Below are 20,635 nucleotides of genomic sequence, written 5' to 3'. Positions count from 1 at the left end.
GCGATGTCCGAGCTTCCCATCACCGAGCAGGAGAACGAGCGGTCCCGCGGCCTCGACACGCTGACGGTCGAGGCCACGCTGGCGCTGATCAACGACGAAGACCACGGCGTGCCGGCGGCGGTGCGCCGCGAGCTGCCGAGCATCGCGCGCGCCGTCGAGGGCGTGGTGGCCCGGCTCCGTGTGGGCGGGCGCCTGATCTACGTCGGCACGGGCACATCCGGACGCCTTGGCGTGCTCGATGCCTCGGAGTGCCCGCCAACGTTTGGCGTGCCCGCCGATCTGATCCAGGGGCTCATCGCCGGCGGCTACGACGCCTGTCATCGCGCCGTCGAAGCGTCCGAGGACGACCGCGAGGCCGGCGCCGCGGACCTCGAGTTGCGTGGCGTGACCGCCGCCGATGCCGTCATCGGCATCGCCGCGTCCGGGCGCACGCCGTACACCGTCGGTGCCGTCGCCCACGCACGGGCGCTCGGCGCCTTCACCGCCGCCGTCACCTGCGTCCCTGGCTCGGCCATCACCGACGCCGCCGAGGTCGCCATCGTCCCGGTCGTCGGTCCGGAAGTCGTCGCCGGGTCCACGCGGATGAAGGCAGGCACCGCGCAGAAACTCGTGCTGAACATGATCTCGACGACGGCGATGATTCAGCTGGGGTACGTCCGCGGCAACCGGATGACCAACATGCGGGCGCGCAACAGCAAGCTGCAGGCGCGAGCCGTGCGCATCCTGCAGTCGGAACTCGGTCTGGACGAGGCGGCGGCAACCGCCGCCCTGGAGGCCGGGGGCGGCGACGTGGCCACGGCCGTGGTGATGGCCCGCACGGGGCGCACCCTCGTGGTCGCGTCCGACGCCCTCCAGCAGGCCGGCGGCGTCATCGAACGCGCCATCGCGTCGCTGTCGTCCTGAGCCCGTTCGATCAGAACGCGCGGAACGCCAGCAGCCATGAGGCCGCGATCACGCCCAGTGTGAGCGCGGCCAGCCCCACCTGCCCGGCCGTCCCCGGCACCCGCACGCCGATGGCGGCCACCAGCCATCCGGCCACCACGCCGGCGCCGAGCCCGGCCAGATGCGCCACGAGGTCGGCCCGCTCGCCGCTGCCGATCATCACGATGAGGCCGAGACCGGCCGCCAGGGGGAGCCAGGGGTAGCCACGAATCCCGCGCTCGCGATGGCGATGGCGGCGCACCATCTGCAGCCCGGCCACTACGCCCAGTGCCGCGAACGTCGCCGTCGACGCGCCCACCGACACGTGGCGCACCCGATAGACGTACGCGGTCAGCAGATTGCCCGTCACCGCGGAGGCCAGCACCACCGCGCCGCCAAGGCCGACGCCGAGCCAGCGCCCGACCGCCGACACGAACACCAGGGACCCGACGACGTTGCCGAGCAGGTGGAGGACGTCGGCGTGCAGCATCAACGCCGTCACGGCGCGCCACCATTCGCCGTGCACGATGGCCTCCGCCGAGGCGCTCCCGGCGCGGAACCACACCGCCCCCATGCCGTCGCGGCGGGTGCCGACCGCCACGTGCAATGCCACGATGAGGACCGCCAGGGCGAGGCCGAGGGGGCTGGGACCGAGGTCCGGCGCGGGCACACGCACCACGGGCAGGCTCTCGAGGTCGAACGCCTCGAGCGAGGCCAGCGCCGCCGTGCGCGCCGCCTCCTCGACGACGATGACGATGGCCGCCTCGCGGATCTCGATGCGATGCGGGATGGCGGCCGAATGCAGGACCAGCGACCAGTCGCCAGCCCTGGCGATGCTGTCGGTGGTCCGCACCTCGACGCCGGAGACGACGTCGTCGTCAGGGTCCATCGATCAAGGGTAGCGGCTGTTTGCGGTAGGCTGTCGGCAGTCTCCCCCGAACCAGGACTCGTCACGCCGGACGCACGCGCCCGGCGCATCGCTCCGGAGCACGCCATGCGTCTCGGCTTCCTCGTTCCCCTGCTCGCCTCGGGTGCCCTGCTGGCCACGGTCGGCGCCCAGGCCCCGTGGTTCCTCAATCCACCGCTGCTGCCAGGCATCTACACGGCCGACCCGTCAGCCCATGTGTTCGGCGGCCGCATCTACGTGTATCCGTCGCACGACATCGACGCCGGCGTGCCGCAGGATGACCTGGGCAGCCACTTCGCGATGCGCGACTACCACGTCCTCTCGATGGATCGCATCGGCGGGCCGGTCCGCGATCACGGTGTCGCCCTCGATCTCGCGAGCGTCCCGTGGGCCAAGCGCCAGTTGTGGGCGCCAGACGCCGCGGAACGTAACGGGCAGTACTACCTGTACTTCCCCGCCAAGGATGCGCAGGACGTCTTCCGCATCGGCGTCGCCGTGTCGTCGAACCCGGCAGGGCCCTTCAAGGCGGAGGCGACACCGATCGAGGGGGCCTACAGCATCGACCCCACGGTGTTCCGGGATGCGGACGGGGCGTCGTACCTCTACTTCGGCGGGATTTGGGGCGGGCAGTTGCAGCGCTGGTCGTCAGGACGCTACGAGGCGAAAGACGTCTATCCCGCCGACGGCGCCCGGGCGCTGATGCCGAAGGTGGCCCGGCTGCGTGATGACATGCGGCAGCTGGCCGAGCCGGCACGGGACGTCGTCATCAACGATGCGGGCGGGCGGCCACTGACGGCCGGCGACAACGCACGCCGCTTCTTCGAGGCGGCGTGGCTGCATCGCTACAACGGCACGTACTACCTGTCCTATTCGACCGGCGACACACACTTCCTCGTGTATGCCACCGGCGATTCGCCGTACGGGCCCTTCACCTACCGCGGCCGCATCCTCGAACCCGTGCTCGGCTGGACGACCCACCACTCCATCGTCGAGGTCGAGGGCAAGTGGTTCCTCTTCTACCACGACACCCAGCTGTCGAAGGGGCAGACGCACCTGCGCAACGTCAAGGTCACGCCGCTGGTGCATCGCCCCGACGGCACCATCGAGACCATCGTCCCGTATCGCGCCACCGGCCGCTGACGCCGTTGGAACTGGGCCCGCCGTGGGTAGGGCCCGCCGTGGGTAGGGCCCGCTCTCCGAGCGGGCCGTCACGGCCGGCTCGGAGAGCCGGCCCGACCCTCCAGCCGCTCGGCGCGGTACCCGCCGCGCCGACGGTCGTTCAGGTACATCGTGCCGAAGACGGCCACGAGGATGAGTGCGGCGGGCGCGACGTAGCGGAAGGATTCCTGGCCGCCACGCGCTTCGGCAGGCTGCAGGATCGCGCCGGCGTCGGCGACCACCGGGTCGTCGAGGCGCGTCGCCACCACGGCGCGCAACGCCGTGGCCGTGGCATCGCCCTCGACCTGCCCACTGGCGCGCAGCGAGGCCAGCGCCGTCCGCGTCGCGACGAGCGCGTCGCTGATGTCACTCGCGTCCACCGTGATGGCACCACGCTGGGCGGCGTCGAGATGGGCCGGAAACCGCTGGTCGACGCGCTCGAGCACGGCGGTGGCCTGGGCCGGGTCGAGCGCGCCCGCGAGGAAGCGGTCGGCCAGCCCACCGATGAGGGGCACACCGACCGCCCCCGCCATGCCGAGGCCGACCCCGGCCGTGAGCACGATGCCCAGCGATCCCGTGCGCGGCAACCGCTCGCTCACCAGGCCCACCATCGTCGGGAAGAAGAACGCGATGCCCCACGCGAAGATGGTGGCCACCGCGAGCGCCGACCAGAGTCCGGTCACGAAACTGAGCAGGAAGAGTCCCGTCCCGGTGAGCACGGCGGCCACCAGCAGCATCCCGGTCGGCGCGAGGCGCTCGACGAAGTGTGTGGCGAGCAGCCGCAGCACCACCATCCAGCCACTGATCCACACGAGCACCAGGATGCCGTGCATCCCCACCGCTTCGAGCACCGCCGGCACCCAGCGCATCGGACCGAGTTCGATCGACGTGGTGATGGCCATCATGGCGAGCATCAGCAGGAAGAGCGGGCTGGTCAGGGTGTAGCGGAACATCTCGCCGACCGGAATGCCGGCCTCGGCGTTCTCGGTGCGGGGGAAGGCCTGCGGCAACACCAGCAGCCCGTAGACCACGATCGGCAGATAGATGACCGCCAGCTGATAGGGCCAGTAGCCGAAGTCCCCGCCGTAGGTCGCCATGAGGAACCCGATGATGCCGCCGGCGACGATGCCAATCGGGAAGAAGGCGTGGAACCAGTTCAAGTGAGTGGTCTTGGCTTCCGGGAAGAGCGCCGCGACCAGCGGGTTGCCAGCCACTTCGATCATGCCGTTGCCGACGGCCAGCGTGGCCGCTCCCAGCATCAGCACCCAGAAGCCCGTGGGCGAGCCGACCTGCATCACGGCGGCGATCATCAGCGTGATGCCCGTGAGATGCGCCGCGAAGGCGAAGCGGGCACCATTCTTGAGGCCGAACGCCTCGAGCATCGGCCCGAGCACCAGCAGCGAGATGGCCATGCCCCAGAGCGCGGCGCCGCCAATCAGGCCGACCTGATAGTTGGTCAGGATGAAATCCTGCTTGAGCGCCACCAGGATGTTGCTCACGAGCGCGAACGACGCGCCTGTCGGAATCAGCGCCAGGCAGATCCCCGAGAACAGCCGCTTGCGATTGACCCCTTGCGCAGTGACATCGGACATTCGACTTCGCCTCTCCTGGCGTCGCTGACGGCCGGCTCGGACAGCCTGCCCTCCCCAGCGCCGCGAATCTGACTCCCGGTGCCCGGGGACCGGTGACCGGTGCCACGGGACCGACTCCCGATTCCCGGTTCCCGGCTTCCGGCTTCCGGTTCCCGGTTTCCCGTTCCCGATTCCCGCCCTGTGATGTGCCGCGCAGTATATGCCTGGCGGCCACGGAGTGGCGCGCCCCGGCTTGGCAGCACGGCCGGGAACCGCCGATAATTCCAGGCACCTCATGCTGACGACTCTCTTCCGAACCCTGTTCGTGTGTGTGGCGGCCTCTCTCTGTCCTGTCGACGCCTGGGCGCAAGTCGCGACTCCCGCGAAGGGGCAGGACGCCCCGGCACCTCCGTCGAGCGGCCCGCTCCGTTCCGATCTCGAGACCGCCCTCGCGGCCGTGAAGTGGCGCTCGATCGGGCCCTTTCGCGGCGGACGCACCAACGCGGGCACCGGCGTCATCGGCGATCCGCTGACCTACTACATGGGCACGACCGGTGGCGGCCTGTGGAAGACCACCAACGCCGGCATCAGCTGGCAGAACATCTCGGATGGCTACTTCGCGACGGCCTCGATCGGCGCCATCGCCGTGGCGCAGAGCGACCCGAACGTCGTCTACGTGGGCACCGGCGAGCACGCCGTCCGTGGCGTGATGACGCACGGCGGTGACGGCGTCTACAAGTCGACCGACGCCGGCAAGACCTGGAAGAAGATCGGGCTCGATCGCACCCAGCACATCGCCCGCATCGTCGTCCACCCGACCAATCCGGACGTGGTGTACGTGGCGGCACAGGGAGCGCTGTACGGGCCGTCGCAGGAGCGGGGCATCTTCAAGTCCATCGATGGTGGGATCACCTGGACGCACGTGTTGCGCGTGGACGAGCGGACGGGCGCCGCGGAGCTCTCGATGGATGCGACCAATCCGCGCATCCTCTACGCGGCCACGTGGGAGTACGGCCGCCGACCGTGGAAGGTGATCAGCGGCGGGCCCGGCAGCGGTCTCTACAAGTCGACCGACAGCGGCGAGACGTGGCAGAAGATGACCAACGGCCTGCCCGAGGAGATGGGCAAGATGGCCATCGCCGTCAGCCGGTCGAATCCCGAGAAGGTGTACGCCCTGATCGAGAGCGACTCGTCCAAGGAGGCGCGGGGACTCTACGTGTCGACCGATGCGGGCAAGAAGTGGAGCCAGGTGACCAACGAACCGCGGCTCGTCCAGCGCGCCTGGTACTACATCGAGCTGTTCGTCGATCCGAATCGCGAGAACACCATCTACGTGCTCAGTGCGCCAGCCCTGCGCTCGCATGACGGCGGCAAGACGTGGGAGACGCTGTCGGGGACGCACGGGGACTACCACGACCTGTGGATCAATCCGGCCAACTCGAACAACTTCGTCATCTCCAACGACGGCGGCGCCGCCATCACCTTCGATGCCGGCCAGAGCTGGAGCGCGCAGAGCAACATGCCGACGGCGCAGTTCTATCGCATCAACGTCGACAACCAGTTCCCGTACCGCATCTACGCCGGACAGCAGGACAACACCTCGGTGTCGATCGCCAGCCGGGAACTGGGCAGCGGCGGCATCACGCCCGCGAGCTGGACGGCGTCGGCCGGCGGTGAGAGTGCCTTCCTGGCCTTCGACCCGGACACTCCGCGCTACGTCCTCGGCGGCAGCTACCAGGGCACCATCGAGGTGCTCGACACGCAGGCCAGCGCCGGCACCAACATCATGGCCGCTCCCATCCAGTACCTGAGCATGGATGCGAAGGACATGAAGTACCGCTTCAACTGGAACGCGCCGATCATCTGGAGCCGGCACGAGCCCACCACCTACTACCACGGCGCGCAGGTGCTGCTGAAGACCACCGACATGGGTCGCACGTGGAAGGAAGCGTCGCCCGACCTGACGCGCAACGAGAAGGACAAGCAGGGCAAGGGTGGCGGACCGTTCACGAACGAGGCCGTCGGCGCCGAGAACTACGGCACGCTGGCCTACATCGCCGAGTCGCCGCACGAGAAGGGCGTCATCTGGACCGGCAGCGACGACGGGCTGGTGCAGCTGACGCGTGATGGCGGCACGACATGGACCAACGTCACCCCGAAGGGCCTGGCCGAGTGCCTGGTGAACGCCATCGAGGTGTCGCCGTTCGACAAGGGCACGGCCTACATCGCCACCACCCGCTACAAGTTCGACGACCACACGCCGGGCCTGTACAAGACCACCGACTACGGGGCCTCCTGGACGAAGATCGATCGTGGCATCCCGGCCAACGCCTTCACGCGCGTCGTGCGTGAAGACGACGTGACCCGCGACCTGCTCTACGCCGGCACCGAACGCGGCCTCTTCCTGTCGCGCAACGGCGGCAGGGACTGGGTGTCGTTCCAGCTCAATCTGCCGATGACGCCGATCACCGACCTGCGCGTGCACAAGGGCAACCTGATCGCCGCCACGTCAGGACGGTCGTTCTGGATCCTGGACGACCTGTCGGTCGTGCGGCAGTACCGCGCCGATGGCCCGGCGTTCGGCCTGCACACGCCGTCTCCCGCCTACCTGGCCAATGGCGGCAGCGAGTTGAACGGCAACGACGAGGACGTCACCGGTGCCAGTACCTTCACCGGCGTCAACCCCGCCAACGGGATCGTCCTGTACTACCGGTTGCCCGAGCTGAAGAAGGATGATGTCGTCACCCTGGACATTGCCGACGCCTCGGGCCGGACGATCCGCACGTTCAGCTCGAAGAAATCCGAGATGAAGCGGTGGGACGGCGGGCCAGGCACGGCGCCCGTGCTGCCCGCGAAGCCGGGACTCAACCGCTTCGTGTGGGACATGCGCCACGCGTCGATGCCCGGGGTGCCTGGGGTGTTCATCGAGGGCCGTTACCACGGGCACAAGGTCTCGCCCGGCACCTACCGGGTCACGCTGAAGTCGGGCGACCGGACGGTCGACACGACGGCCCAGGTGCTGGCCAACCCCCTGTATCCGACCACGGCCGAGACCTATGCCGAGTACGATGCCCTGATGACTCGGATGGAAGGCGAGGTGACGGCCATGCACTCGCTCGTCAACCGCCTCCACGAGGCGCAGGTGCAGATCACCGCCCTGCTCGCGAAAGGCAGCGCCGACAAGAACGACGCGACGCGGGCCGCCATCGTGCGCGACGGTGAGGCGCTGGTGAAGAAGCTGAAGGCCTGGGACGAGCAGATGGTCCAGCGCAAGTCCAGGGCCTACGACGATGTGGAGAACTTCCCCAACGGGTTCTCCGCCAACTACATGTTCCTGCTCAACCAGACGGAGAGCGACATCCCGCGCGTCAACCAGCCGTCACGCGACCTGCTCGAGACGATGTCTCGCGAGTGGGCGGCGCTCAAGGCTCGCGCCGACGAGATGCTGCACACCGATATCCCGGCCCTGAACACGGCGCTGTGGAAGGCTGGCACCGGCGCCATCTGGACGCCCTGAACGCATCCTGAGGATGAGCCTCACCATGAAGTCCCTGTCGGCAGTCGCCCTCGTGGCCACCTGTCTCATCGGCACGCCGCCCGGCGTGGCCAGCGCGTCCGCCCAGCCCGCGCCGCCCCGCCAGGAGCGGGTGACCTTCGCGGCCGGCACGTCGTCGACCACCATCAAGGGCCAGGTCAAAGGCGATGGTGACGTCGACTACGTGGTCCGGGCGGCCGCCGGCCAGACGCTGACCGTCACGTTGAAGCCGTCCAACGCGTCGACCTATTTCAACGTACTGCCGCCGGGCAGCGAGAACGTCGCGATGTACGCGGCACAGACGGGCGCCCCCTACTCGGGCATGCTGCCCGCCGATGGCGAGTACAAGGTGCGCGTCTACCTGATGCGCAACGCCGCCCGGCGCGGGGGGGCCAGCACCTACACCCTCACCATCGGCGTGACCGGCAAGGCGCTGGCCCCGCTGCCCGCGAAGCAGGACGCCGTCGTCGCCGGCACGCACTTCCACGCCACGGCGCAGATCCAGTGCGTCGCGATGCCCTACGGCGACAAGGCCCCGAAGCCGTGCGAGGCGGGCGTGGTGCGGCGCGGCACCGACGGGACGGCCACCGTCGAGATCTCGCTCGGCGACGCCGGCAAGCGACGCATTCTCTTCGTCCAGGGCAAGCCGGTCGCCTCCGACGCGATGGACAAGATGACCGCCACCCGCCAGGGCCACGTCACCATCGTCACGTTCGAGTCGGGCGAGTCCCACCAGATCCCGGATCCGTTCGTGACCGGCGGGTGATGTCGGAGGCCTGCGCCAGCTGACGGCCGGCTCGGAGAGCCGGCCCTACCCACCACTCCCGGTTCCCGATTCCCGGTTCCCGATTCCCGGATCTCACATTCGCCCCATTGTGATACATCTGTCGGCTCACGCTGGAGGGGCGAACGGTGGGGCAAGGGACGACGGGCGCGCGCGCCCTGCGATTCGTGACGTCGGCCGACGTCGACGTCGAGGAATTGCCGTGGGGGCCGCACGAGTGGCTGTGCCGGCCCGGGCTCACCGACGCGCGTGACCTGTTGCTCGTGCGTGTCCGGATGCCGCCAGGCACCGGGCACGCCTTCCATCGCCACCCGGCGATGGAGGAGATCATCTACGTCGTCGCCGGCGAGGCCGAGCAATGGGTCGGGGAAGAGACCCGGCGACTCGGCGCCGGTGACATCGCCCACATTCCCAGGGACACCGTGCACGGCACGTACAACGCCGGTGGCGACACCCTCGTGTTCCTCGCCATCCTCTCGCCCGCCACCTTCGACGGCCCGGCGCTGGTGGATGTCTCGATGGACGAGCCGTGGCGATCCCTCCGCGCGTGATGCCCGGCACCGTCCTGCTGCTCGGCACGCTCGACACCAAGGGGCACGAGTACGCCTTCGTCCGCGAGGCGATCCGGGCCCGGGGGCACCAGACCGTGCTGGTCGACCTCGGCGTGCTCGGCGATCCGCTGATCACGCCGGACGTCCCGGCGGCTGACGTCGCCCGCGCGGCCGGCGCCGACCTGGCCCGGCTCCGATCGCGCGGCGATCGAGGCGACGCCGTGGAGGCGATGCAGCGTGGGGCCTGTGCGCTGCTGCCGACCTGGTATGCCGAGGGTCGCTTCGACGGCGTGCTCGGTCTCGGCGGGGGCGGAGGCACGACGATGATCACGGCGGCCATGCGGACGCTGCCGGTGGGCGTGCCCAAGGTGATGGTCTCGACGATGGCGTCGGGCAACACGGCGCCGTACGTGGACGTGAAGGACATCACGCTCATGTACTCGGTGGTCGACATCGCCGGCCTCAACCCGCTCTCGCGTCGCATGCTCGGCAATGCCGCCGGCGCCATCTGCGGGATGGTCGAGGGGATCGGGAACCGGGAACCGGAAACCGGGAACCGGCAGTCGCTGGGTAGGGCCCGCTCTCCGAGCGGGCCGTCAGGGGAGACGGACGCCGCGGCCCGCCCGCTCATCGCCGCGACGATGTTCGGCGTCACCACGCCGTGCGTGACGGCCGTCCGGGGCCTGCTCGAAGCGGCGGGCAGCGACGTCACGGTGTTCCACGCCACGGGGTCGGGCGGTCGGGCCATGGAGGGCCTGATCGACGATGGCTACTTCGCGGGGGTGATGGACGTCACGACCACCGAGTGGTGCGATGAGGTGGTGGGTGGTGTGCTGTCGGCGGGGCCGACGCGCCTCTCGGCGGCGGGCCGGCGCGGCATCCCGCAGGTGGTGTCGGTGGGCGCGCTCGACATGGTGAACTTCGGCGGCATCGACACGGTGCCGGACCGGTTCCGCGGCCGGACTCTGTATCGGCACAACGCCACGGTGACGCTGATGCGCACGACTGCCGACGAATGTGTCGAGATCGCGCGCCGCATGGCCGTGCACCTGAACGCGGCCACGGGACCGACGGCCGTCGTGCTGCCGCGGCGGGGCGTGAGCGCCATCGATGCGCCCGGGCAGCCGTTCCACGACCCGGTGGCGAATCAGGCGCTGTTCGACGCCCTGCGCGCCCACCTCGACGACCGCGTCGAGGTGGTGGACGTGGACGCGCACATCAACGACGAGGCGTTCGCGGCGGCGCTGTTCGCGACCTACCAGCGACTGGCCTCCGCACGACTGTAGGCGTCGATCGTCGGGTCGACGCGAAGGATCGAAAGGGATCGCATGCCGTTCATCGAACGCAAGAAGATGTTGAAGCGGTTGCGCAAGCGCGTCAGCGCGGGCCAGCCGATCATCGGCGCAGGCGCAGGCACCGGCATCTCGGCCAAGTTCGCCGAGCGCGGGGGCGTGGACCTCATCATCATCTACAACTCCGGGCGCTTCCGCATGGCCGGCCGCGGCAGTCTCGCCGGCCTGATGCCGTATGGCGACGCCAACGCGATTGTCACCGACATGGCGCGCGAGGTGCTGCCGGTGGTCCAGGACGTCGCCGTCCTCGCCGGGGTGTGTGGCACCGACCCGTTCCGCATCATGCCGGTCTTCCTGCGCCAGTTGAAGGCGATGGGCTTCGACGGCGTGCAGAACTTCCCCACCGTCGGGCTGATCGACGGCGTGCTGCGGCAGAACCTCGAGGAGACCGGGATGGGCTACGACCTCGAGGTGGAGATGGTCCACGAGGCGCACAAGCTCGACATGCTGACGTGCCCGTACGTGTTCGACCCCGACAGCGCGAAGGCGATGGCCAAGGCCGGCGCCGACGTCCTGGTGGCGCATCTCGGGCTCACCACCAAGGGATCCATCGGCGCGAAGACGGCGCTGACGCTCGACGAGTCCGCGGCGCGGGTACAGGCCATGCACGATGCGGCGCGCAAGGTGCGCAAGGACGTGTTCGTCATCTGTCACGGCGGCCCGATCGCCGAACCGGAGGACGTCGCGTACGTGCTCGCGCACACCACCGGCATCGACGGCTTCTTCGGGGCCTCGAGCATCGAGCGCTTCGCGACCGAGGTCGGCATCGAGCAACAGGCACGGCGGTTCCGGGAACTGGTGCTGACTCGGGAGTCGGGAGTCGGGAGTCGGGAACCGGGAACTGGGAAGACCCGGTCCCGCACGTCACGGCACTGATGCGCACGCACAAGGACGAGTCCATGGCTCAACACGCCTCCCCGAAGGTCCGCTGGTCGATGCTCGCCGGCGCAGCGCTGGTCACGGTCGCGGCTCTGCTGTCGTCGAGCGGCCTCGACGCCTTCAGCCAGGCGCCTTCTCCGGCACCCCGCCCGGCCCCGACCAGCGCTGGGCGACGGCCGATGGCCGACGGCCGCGCCCTGAAGGTGCTCTTCCTCGGCCACACGAGTACGCATCACCCGTCGATGCAGCTGATGCCGATCCTCGGCGCGACGCTCGCGCGCAAGGGCATCCAGCTCACGCATGTCGCGACGCCGGAGGAGGCCCTGCGGCCCGAGGTGCTGGCGCACTACGACGCGCTGATGATCTACGCCAACCACAAGGCCCTCACGCCGGCGCAGGAGCAGGCGTTGCTGGCCTTCGTCGAGGGCGGCAAGGGACTCGTGGCGCTGCACTGCGCGTCGGCCATGTTCACCGAGTCCCCCGCCTACATCCCGCTGGTCGGCGGCGAGTTCAAGACGCACGGCACCGGGGACTTCACGGCCGAGATCGTCCAGCCCGAGCATCCCGTGATGAAGGGCCTCGCGCCGTTCAGCACGTGGGACGAGACGTACGTCCACGGCCGTCACAATCCCGTCGACCGCACCGTACTGATGGAGCGCGTCGACGACAAGGGCCGCGAGCCCTACACGTGGGTGCGGACGCAGGGCAAGGGCCGCATCTTCTACACCGCGTACGGCCACGACGAGCGCACATGGCGCAACCCCGGCTTCCAGGCCCTCGTCGAACGCGGCACGGTGTGGGCCGTGTCGGAGCCGGCGCGACGGGCGTGGCAGCGGCTGAAGATGCCGGAGGTCGTCTACCTGGACGGCTTCAACGTCCCCAACTACGAACGCCGCGACCCGGCGCCGAAGTACCAGATGCCGTTCACGCCGGCCGACTCCATGAAGTTCATCCAGGTGCCGGCCGAGTTCGACCTGCAGCTCTTCGCGCGCGAGCCGCAGATCATCAAGCCCATCACCTTCTCGTTCGACGCCCGCGGCCGCCTGTGGGTGCTCGAGGCCATCGACTATCCGAACCTCGTGCTGAACGGCCAGCCGGGCGCCGACCGCATCAAGATCCTCGAAGACACGGATGGTGATGGCCGCGCCGACAAGACGACCATCTTCGCCGACCACCTGAACCTGGCCACCAGCCTCGTCTTCGTCGACAACGGCGTCATCGTCGCCGCCGCGCCGCACATGCTGCGACTCGAGGACACCAACGGCGACGACAAGGCCGACACACGGACGGTGCTCAGCACGGGCTGGGGCACGAGCGACAGCCATGCCGGGCCGTCCAACCTGTTGTACGGCCCCGACAACTTCATCTGGGGCACGGTGGGCTACGCCGGCTTCGACGGCGAGATGAACGGCCGGAAGATGAAGTTCTCGCAGGGCGTGTACCGCTTCCGCCCCGACGGATCCGACTTCGAGTTCGTCACCGGATCGACCAACAACACCTGGGGCCTGGGATTCACCGAGACGTTCGACGTCCTCGGGTCCACCGCCAACAACGACCCGAGTTTCTACGTCGCCATCCCCAACCGCTACTTCGACGGGGTGGCTGGCCTGAGTACCGGCGGACGCCTCGCCAGCGGCCTCGGCTATCAGAGCGCCGCGCAGTTCTACGCCGCGCACTTCATGACGCCCTACATCCGGCAGGTGGACGTGCACGGCGGCTACACGGCCGCGGCGGGACATCAGCTGTACACGGCCCGGGCCTTTCCGCAGGCGTACTGGAACCGGATCGCCTTCATCACCGAGCCGACCGCCCACCTCGTCGGCCAGGGCGTGGTCGAGAAGGACGGCGCCGGCTTCGTCACGCGCGACGGCTACAACCTGCTCGCCGGTGCCGAAGAGTGGGTGGCGCCGGTGCACGCCCAGGCCGGCCCCGACGGCGCGGTGTGGGTGGCCGACTGGTACAACTTCATCGCCCAGCACAACCCGACGCCGAGCGGCTACAGCAACGGGCCAGGCAACGCCTACGAGACGTCGATGCGCGATCGGCATCGGGGGCGCATCTATCGCGTGGTCTACAAGGGCGCCGGTGCGTCGCGGGCACCTCGTCTGTCGAAGGCCGCGCCACTCGGGCTCGTCGCCGCGCTCGCCTCCGACAACATGCTGTGGCGGCTCCACGCACAGCGGCTGATCGTCGAACGCGGCCAGCGGGACGTGGTGCCGGCGCTCATCGCGCTGACGCGCAACGCCTCGGTAGACGCCATCGGACTCAACGGCGGCGCGCTGCATGCCATCTGGGCGCTCGACGGGCTCGGCGCGCTGGACGATCTCGACAGCGCCGCTGGCCGTGCCGTGGTGGCGGCGCTGAAGCACCCCGCCGCAGGCGTGCGCAAGGCCGCGGCGACCGTCGTGTCGACGCGCCCCTCCGGCGGCCAGGCCATCCTCGACGCCGGCCTGCAGCAGGACGCCGACCTCCACACGCGACTGGCCGCCGTCCTCGCGCTCGCCGATGCCCCGACGTCCGAGGCGATCGGCAGGGCGCTGTACGCCGCGAGCCTCGACGCCTCCAACAGCCGCGATCGCTGGCTGAGTCGCGCCGTCTACGTCGCCGCCCATCGCCACAAGGCCCTGTTCCTGCGCGAATATCGCGCCGATCCGACCGCCACGCCCATCACGTCGCTGCCGTTGGCGCTGCGCCTCGGCAACAACCGCCCCGACTGGCGGCTGCCGGACGCCGCCGCCCTCGCCTCGACCTGGAAGGACATGGAGGTCCCTGGCGCGTGGGAAACGAAAGGCTTACCCGACTTCGACGGCGTCGTCTGGTTCACGCGGACGCTCGACGTGTCGTCGCCCGAGGCGACGACCGTGCTGAGCTTCGGCCGCATCTCGCAGGCGGCCGAGATCTGGGTCAACGGTCAGTCGGTGCCGGCTCCGCCGCGCGATGCCCCGCCGACGCCGACGCCGATGTTCACCGTGCCGGCGGGTGCCCTGCGCGCCGGGGCCAACACGCTCACCCTGCGCATCCAGAACACGCGCGGCAACGGCGGCTTCATCAGCCCGTCGGAGGTGCTCTACGTGCAGAGCGGCACCACGAAGCAGTCCCTCGCCGGCGCCTGGCAGTACCGCGTCGAACGCCAGACCAATGCCGTGACGATGTACGAGGCGCCGGGGCAACTGGCGGCGCACCTGGCGTTTGCCACGAGTGCGGCCGCCGCCAGTGCGGCCACGGCCCCGCCGGCTGCGCTCCCGACGCCGGACGTGACCATCACGTTGACGGTCGTGCCCGGGCAGATGAAGTTCGACAAGACGGCCCTGAAGGTCGCTCCAGGCCAACTGGTGCAGCTGGTGTTCGTCAACCCCGACCAGATGCAGCACAACTTCGTGCTCGGCACACAGGGCTCGCTCGACCAGCTCGGCGCCGCGGCCGATCAGATGCTGACCTCGGGCGACGCCGTGGCTCAGCAGTACGTGCCGCAGTCACCGGTGGTGGTCTTCGCCAGTCCGCTGGTCGACCCGGGGCAGACGGTCACCGTGCAGTTCCGCGCCCCGACCCAGGCCGGCACGTACCCGTTCGTCTGCACGTTCCCGGGCCACTGGCGCCTCATGAACGGCATGCTCACCGTCGGTCAGTGAAGGGGGATTGGTCACCGGAAATCGGGCACCGGGCACCGGGCACCGGCAGTCGCCGAGTTGGGAGGGCCCGCTCGCCGAGCGGGCCGCTCACAGAACGTGCCCTCAGACGATGGGGGACGACGCCGGGCTCGGACGGCGGGTCCTGCACGGGCACGGGGGCGGGCTCGGTCGGCGGCGTCGCCGGGACGTCGTCGTCATCCGGCGTGCGCGTGGGCATCTCGCGGGGCGTCGGCGGTTCGACGGGCACGCCGGTGGTGGCATGACGGGTGACGGTCGAGGTGCTGACGGCGAGGGTCTCGTCGGTCATGCGCCCCGGTGTTTCACGATCGATGCCGACGCGCGCGGGCGCCGCGCGCCGGACTCACGGCGGCGCAGGCCCGACGGGTGGCATGCCGGATGTACGACGCGTAGCGGAACCGTCCGCCCGCCTCGCAGGGTCGCCTACGACGACTTGTTGCCGATGGTCCAGATGAACGACTGCACGTCGATCATGTCCTTGGCGCCACGCGGCTTCAGGTAGTCGTACAGGTCGCGACCGAAGGTCAGCACGCGCTGATACGTCTGCCAGGACGGCCTGGCGTTGTAGAGCAGATCCACGCCCAGTTTGCGCGCCGCTTCCTGCGTCGCCTGGGGCTTCACGAACAGGTGGGCGTCGGGCCGGGCCAGGAACGGCACGACCGTCAGGTTCGGCCACGTCAGCAGCTTGGTGGCCGCGGTCTTGGTCGGGAGGCCTTCGAGGGCCGAGGCCAGCGCCTCGAACAGCGGCGCGGTGGGCTGCGGGCTGTCGATGAGATCGGCCAGCGCCAGCAGGTACGGTTCGGGCGCGCCCTTGGTGAGCGCCCACGTCATCATCGGCAGTTCGCCCCGCGCGGCCAGCAGCGGCGACTCGGTGGTCTGCACCACCTGCATCACGAGGGCGCCGGCGGCCAGCGGATCGGTCGTGGCGAGCGCCCGCAGATGTCCCTCAGGCAGCAGCTGCTTCCACAAGGCGTGCTGCTCGACCTTCCAGCCGCGCTCGGCGGTCTGGTACTGCTCGCTGGCGAACCCGCCGGGGTAGTGCCGCTGGAAGCGTTTGTAGGCCTCGTCGCGGGTCCACTCGGGCGGCGTGGGCGGCTTGACGCCCACCGGATGGCAGTCCGAGGTGGTCTCCACCTTCCACCCCTCGAACGGCGTCACGTCGGGTGCGTCGCTGAGCGGCGTCACGAACGTCTTGCCGAGACGCTTGACCTCCTTGAGCCCGGATGCGTCGATGAAACCGACGCAGGCGTAGTTGTCGCCGATGCAGAAGACCTTGCCGACGCCCAGCTGCGGCATGTTCTTGTGCACCACGTAGGACCCAACGGAAAGCTCACCCATGACCCATGACTTTATCCCGTCCTGACACTCCTCTGCCCGAACCTCGCATTTCTGCGGGGTTTCCGAGGGGCCAGGGGGCCGGTGTGGGCCCTCAGGCGAAGCGGACGGGCAGGGCGTCGGCCACGGCGCCGAACGTCCGCGCCGCCGAGCCGATGGCCGGGGCGACGCACACGATGGGCGTTTCGCCGGCCCCGACCGACGGCAGATCCGGGCGGTCGAGCAGCAGCAGTTCGATGGACGGCACGTCCTTGAAACGGGGCACGCGATACTTCGCCATGTTGCCGTTGGTGATCGCGCCGTTGGCGAACGTGATCGCCTCGAACAGCGCCCCGCCGAGGCCCTGGACGATCGCGCCCTCGACCTGGTGACGCAGCCCATCCGGGTTGACGATGGCGCCGCATTCGTAGGCGACGACCAGCCGTTCCACCTTCAGGACGTTGTCGGTGCGACTGACTTCGGCCGCCGTGGCGATGTAGCTCCCCTTGTCGGTGCCACACGCGATGCCGAGCCCGCGCCCGTCGACGGAGGGCTTCGGCCAGCCTGCCCCCCTGGCGGCCGCCTGCAGCACGGCACGCATCCGGTCGTTGGTGAGGTGGCGCAGGCGATACTCGACCGCGTCCACGCCGAGGGCCCGCGCGATGGCGTCCATGTGCATCTCGCGGGCATGGTGGTTGGCCGTCGACGCCAGGCCACGGTACGAGCCCTGGCGCAGGGGCGACTCGGCGGCGTGGAACTGCGTGCGCACGTTCGGCACGTCGTACGGCGTGGCGAGACCGGCGCCGCCCGAGTTCCAGTTGTCGAACTCCCAGGCGGTCAGTCGTCCCTCGGCATCCACGGCAGCGGCGATCTCGATGACCCCGGCAGGACGCAGATAGCCGAACGAGAACTCCTCGGGCCGCGAGTACACCACCTTGACCGGCCGATTCACGGCCTTGGCCAGCCGCGCCGCCTCCACGGCCTGCTCCCCGGTGTGCTTGCCACCGTACGCGGAGCCGGTGTCGGGCACGATGACGCGGACGCGGTCCTCCGGGATGCGGAATGCCGTGGCCAGTTCCGAGCGCACGCCGAACGGGCGCTGCGTCCCGGTCCACACGGTGAGCCTGTCGCCCTCCCACTCGGCGACGGCCGCGCGTGGCTCGAGCGGCACGTGCGCGATGTAGGGAATGCGATAGGTAGCCGCGAAGGTGCGGGCGGCGGCCGTCCGTGCCTTGGCGGGATCGCCGGTCTGCGTCGGCGTCGAGCCGCGTCCGCCGGCCGCGGTGGACGCCGTGGCCTTCAGGTGGTCGTACAGCGTGGTGGCCGTCGGCAGTCCGTCCGGGACCGTCCACTCGGCCTTGATGGCGGAGGCGGCACGCCTGGCCAGCCGCGCCGACGAGGCGACGACGCCGGCAAAGGTGCCGTCGCGCACGACCGTCACGCCGTCCATGCCGCGCGCGCCGCTGTCGTCGACGGTCGTGAGCGTGCCGGTGTAGCCCGGCGGGCGCAGCATGCGGCCGTGGAGCATCCCCGGTCGCGTCAGGTCGGGCGTGTAGCGATGCTCGCCGGTGACGAAGCGGCGTCCATCCACCTTCGGCGCCGGTGTCCCGCGGACCGTCCACGCACTGCGCGGCATCAGGGGCGCATCGGCAGGCACGACGCCGGTGAGCTGACGGCCCTTCACCAGGTCGCCGAAGCCGACGTTCCGGCCGCCGCCGGTGATCTGGCCGGCGTCGCAGGTCAGCGAGGCGCGGGGCGCCCCGAGCTGTGCGGCGGCGCGGTCGATGAGCATCTCGCGCGCGGTCGCCGCGGCGCGGGCGAGCACGGGCGCCATGCGCGGCGTGGACAGCGATCCGAACGTGCCCTGATCGAACGGCACGAGGTCGGTGTCGGCCATCACGAGCGACACGCGATCGAGGGGCACGTGCAGTTCGTCGGCGATGGCCTGCGCGAGCGAGGTGCGGATGTTCTGCCCGATCTCGGTCTTGCCGGTGTAGCCGGTGATGCGACCGTCCTCGCTGACGTGCACCCAGGCCTTCACGTCGGTCGGCGCGCTGCCCTGACTGCCGGGGCGCCCCGACTCCTGGCCGCGGGCCTGGGTCGCGGCCACCAGCAGGCCGCTGCCGACGGTCGCGAAGATGGCGAGGAACGTGCGGCGTTCCAGCGCGAACCGCCAGGTCGGCGGGCTCGACAGCTCGTAGCGTTCGACCTCGAAGGTCTCGTCGTGGCGGGCGGTCATCGCTGGGCCTCCTGCGCAACCTGGGGTAGGGCCGGCTCTCCGAGCCGGCCGTCAGCGCCAGCTGATGGCGTCACGGCGCGCAGGCGTTCGGCGGCGAGGTGCACGGCCCGCACGATGCGCGTGTGGGTGCCGCAGCGACAGACGTTGCGATCCAGCACGCGGGCGATGTCGGCGTCGGTCGGCGAGGGGGTGGTCCGCAGCAGGGCGACCGTGGCCATCACCATGCCCGACGTGCAGTAGCCACACTGGAACGCCTCGACCTCGAGGAACGCCTGCTGGACGGGATGCAGCACGCCGTTGGTCGCGAGGCCCTCGATGGTGACGATCTGCGCCTTGGCCACCGCGCTCACCTTGGCCACACAGGACCGCATGGCGCGGTTGTCCACGAGCACGGTGCACGAGCCGCACTGGCCCTCGCCGCACCCGTAGCGCGCGCCGACCAGGTCGAGGTCGTCACGCAGCACCGAGAGGAGGGTGTCGTCGGCGTCGGCCTGGACGTCATGGGCCGTGCCGTTGATGCGAAGGGTATAGGTGGGCATGGAGAACGCCTTCCCGGGCGTCGCGTCCACGCCGGACGACGGGCCGCACGCTCCCCTGCGTCATATCACATCCGTAAGGCGGGCGCGAGGTGCCGGACGCCCGGCAGCACGGCGCGGCTACAATGCCCCCCACTGGAGCTCTTGTGACTGATCTGCGTGACCGCGTCGTCCTCATCACCGGCGCCTCGACCGGTATCGGCGCTGCCGCAGCCCTGGCCTTCGCCCGGGCCGGCAGCAAGCTGGCCCTGCACTACAACGCGAGCGCGGCAGAAGCCGCCGCGGTCGCCAGCGCGGCGCACGCGCTCGGCGCCGAGACGCTGCTGACGCAGGGCGATCTCGCGCACGCGACCGCCGTGCCCCGCATCGTCGCCGAGGTCATGGAGCGCTACGGTCGGATCGACGTGTTGATCAACAACGCCGGCGGCATGCTGGGGCGCCGCAGCATCGCCGACTACTCGGAGTCGCATCTGCACGAGGTGCTGGCCCTCAACGTCACCCAGGTGGTGCTGTTCGTGCACGAGGTCGTGCCGATCATGCGCCGCCAGGGGGGCGGCGCCATCATCAACGTCAGTTCGATCGCGGCGCGCACCGGCGGGGCTGGCGGCGCGGTGCTCTACGGCGCGGCCAAGGGCTTCATCTCCACGGCCACCCACGGCTGGGCGCGAGAACTGGCGGGCGACAACATCCGCGTCAACGCCGTCTCGCCCGGCGTGGTGACGACGCCGTTTCACGAGCGCTACTCGACGCCAGCCCAGTTGGAGGCGATGCGCGCGTCGATTCCGGTCGGGCGGCTCGGCACCGCGGAGGAGTGTGCCGGCACGTTCCTCTACCTGGCATCCGAGTCGATGTCCGGCTACGTGACCGGCCAGATCGTCGAAGTGAACGGCGGCCAGTACATGCCGTAGCGGCGGGCTCGGCATCACGCCCGGTCGTGGCTGCGCGTAGAATACGGGCTCCCGCAATCGTTGGAGGATCGCGCATGAGTGTCACCCGTCGGGAATTCGGCAAGCTGGCCATGGCCACCGTGCCCGCGACATTGATCGGCGATCGCTCGCTGGCCAGTGCACAGGCCACACCAGGACCGAATTCGTTGATCAATGGCGTGCAGGTCGGCGTCATCACCTACAGCTACCGCGCCATGCCGGACCAGAGCGCGGAGGCCGTGCTGCGCTACGTGCTCGAGTCGGGCATCAGCGCCGTGGAGCTGATGGGCGGCCCGATCGAGGCCTTTGCCGGCG

At 69.9% G+C, this 20,635-nt stretch carries 15 protein-coding genes and 1 pseudogene; 10 read left to right on the top strand and 6 right to left on the bottom strand.

Annotation, left to right across the window (positions count from 1 at the left end; all coding sequences use genetic code 11):
- Window positions 1-3: 3 nt before the first annotated feature.
- Window positions 4-903, top strand: coding sequence for an N-acetylmuramic acid 6-phosphate etherase (gene murQ / locus Q0C41_RS16920; RefSeq protein WP_291985524.1), 900 nt, complete (start codon window positions 4-6; stop codon window positions 901-903).
- Between the two features lie 10 nt (window positions 904-913).
- On the opposite strand, the gene Q0C41_RS16915 is transcribed toward murQ, so the two are convergent.
- Window positions 914-1,810: a rhomboid family intramembrane serine protease gene (locus tag Q0C41_RS16915; RefSeq protein WP_291985521.1), complete on the bottom strand. Its 897-nt coding sequence runs from the start codon at window positions 1,808-1,810 to the stop codon at window positions 914-916.
- Between the two features lie 105 nt (window positions 1,811-1,915).
- On the opposite strand from Q0C41_RS16915, the gene Q0C41_RS16910 reads away from it, so the two are divergent.
- The gene (locus tag Q0C41_RS16910; protein ID WP_291985519.1) at window positions 1,916-2,968 is read left to right on the top strand and encodes a glycoside hydrolase family 43 protein; all 1,053 of its coding nucleotides are present in this window, start codon (window positions 1,916-1,918) and stop codon (window positions 2,966-2,968) included.
- A 68-nt stretch (window positions 2,969-3,036) separates the two neighbouring features.
- Here Q0C41_RS16910 and Q0C41_RS16905 read toward each other — a convergent pair whose 3' ends face one another.
- Window positions 3,037-4,578: a sugar MFS transporter gene (locus Q0C41_RS16905; protein WP_291985517.1), complete on the bottom strand. Its 1,542-nt coding sequence runs from the start codon at window positions 4,576-4,578 to the stop codon at window positions 3,037-3,039.
- A gap of 274 nt (window positions 4,579-4,852) precedes the next feature.
- On the opposite strand from Q0C41_RS16905, the gene Q0C41_RS16900 reads away from it, so the two are divergent.
- The 6 genes from Q0C41_RS16900 to Q0C41_RS16875 all read left to right on the top strand — a co-directional run bounded on the left by Q0C41_RS16900 (window position 4,853) and on the right by Q0C41_RS16875 (window position 15,287).
- Complete coding sequence (locus tag Q0C41_RS16900; RefSeq protein ID WP_291985516.1) at window positions 4,853-8,074, top strand: hypothetical protein; 3,222 nt, start codon at window positions 4,853-4,855, stop codon at window positions 8,072-8,074.
- A gap of 25 nt (window positions 8,075-8,099) precedes the next feature.
- Window positions 8,100-8,858: a hypothetical protein gene (locus Q0C41_RS16895; protein ID WP_291985514.1), complete on the top strand. Its 759-nt coding sequence runs from the start codon at window positions 8,100-8,102 to the stop codon at window positions 8,856-8,858.
- Window positions 8,859-9,004: 146 nt separating this feature from the next.
- Window positions 9,005-9,427, top strand: coding sequence for a cupin domain-containing protein (locus Q0C41_RS16890; protein ID WP_291985512.1), 423 nt, complete (start codon window positions 9,005-9,007; stop codon window positions 9,425-9,427).
- Window positions 9,406-10,713: a Tm-1-like ATP-binding domain-containing protein gene (locus Q0C41_RS16885; RefSeq protein WP_291985509.1), complete on the top strand. Its 1,308-nt coding sequence runs from the start codon at window positions 9,406-9,408 to the stop codon at window positions 10,711-10,713. Before Q0C41_RS16890 ends, Q0C41_RS16885 begins: the two co-directional genes overlap by 22 nt.
- A gap of 42 nt (window positions 10,714-10,755) precedes the next feature.
- Entirely contained in the window at window positions 10,756-11,655 is a 900-nt protein-coding gene (locus tag Q0C41_RS16880; protein ID WP_291985508.1) for a phosphoenolpyruvate hydrolase family protein, read from the top strand.
- Between the two features lie 23 nt (window positions 11,656-11,678).
- Complete coding sequence (locus Q0C41_RS16875; RefSeq protein ID WP_291985506.1) at window positions 11,679-15,287, top strand: PVC-type heme-binding CxxCH protein; 3,609 nt, start codon at window positions 11,679-11,681, stop codon at window positions 15,285-15,287.
- Here Q0C41_RS16875 and Q0C41_RS16870 read toward each other — a convergent pair.
- From Q0C41_RS16870 to Q0C41_RS16855, 4 genes are all read right to left on the bottom strand, one after another.
- Window positions 15,271-15,594 carry a hypothetical protein gene (locus Q0C41_RS16870; RefSeq protein WP_291985504.1) on the bottom strand — a complete coding sequence of 108 codons (324 nt, stop codon included), beginning with the start codon at window positions 15,592-15,594 and terminating at the stop codon, window positions 15,271-15,273. The genes Q0C41_RS16875 and Q0C41_RS16870 overlap by 17 nt on opposite strands.
- 134 nt (window positions 15,595-15,728) lie before the next feature.
- A complete protein-coding gene (locus Q0C41_RS16865) occupies window positions 15,729-16,643 on the bottom strand; it encodes a hypothetical protein (RefSeq protein ID WP_291985502.1) in 915 nt (304 codons plus the stop codon).
- Between the two features lie 91 nt (window positions 16,644-16,734).
- Window positions 16,735-18,858, bottom strand: a complete 2,124-nt coding sequence (locus tag Q0C41_RS16860) for a molybdopterin cofactor-binding domain-containing protein (protein ID WP_291985500.1) — start codon at window positions 18,856-18,858, stop codon at window positions 16,735-16,737.
- A complete protein-coding gene (locus tag Q0C41_RS16855; RefSeq protein ID WP_291985498.1) occupies window positions 18,855-19,397 on the bottom strand; it encodes a (2Fe-2S)-binding protein in 543 nt (180 codons plus the stop codon). Before Q0C41_RS16855 ends, Q0C41_RS16860 begins: the two co-directional genes overlap by 4 nt.
- A 143-nt stretch (window positions 19,398-19,540) precedes the next feature.
- Here Q0C41_RS16855 and Q0C41_RS16850 point away from each other — a divergent pair, with 143 nt between their 5' ends.
- Together Q0C41_RS16850 and Q0C41_RS16845 are read left to right on the top strand one after the other, a co-directional pair.
- On the top strand, window positions 19,541-20,302 hold the full coding sequence (locus tag Q0C41_RS16850; RefSeq protein WP_291985495.1) for an SDR family oxidoreductase: 762 nt from the start codon (window positions 19,541-19,543) through the stop codon (window positions 20,300-20,302).
- Between the two features lie 74 nt (window positions 20,303-20,376).
- Window positions 20,377-20,635: pseudogene (locus Q0C41_RS16845) on the top strand (sugar phosphate isomerase/epimerase); the annotation flags it as partial.

This window comes from Luteitalea sp. (assembly GCF_022842525.1).
In the GTDB taxonomy this organism is placed as follows: domain Bacteria; phylum Acidobacteriota; class Vicinamibacteria; order Vicinamibacterales; family Vicinamibacteraceae; genus Luteitalea.
Note: the sequence above shows the minus strand (reverse complement) of the source record. Positions and strands in the feature narration are given on the sequence as shown.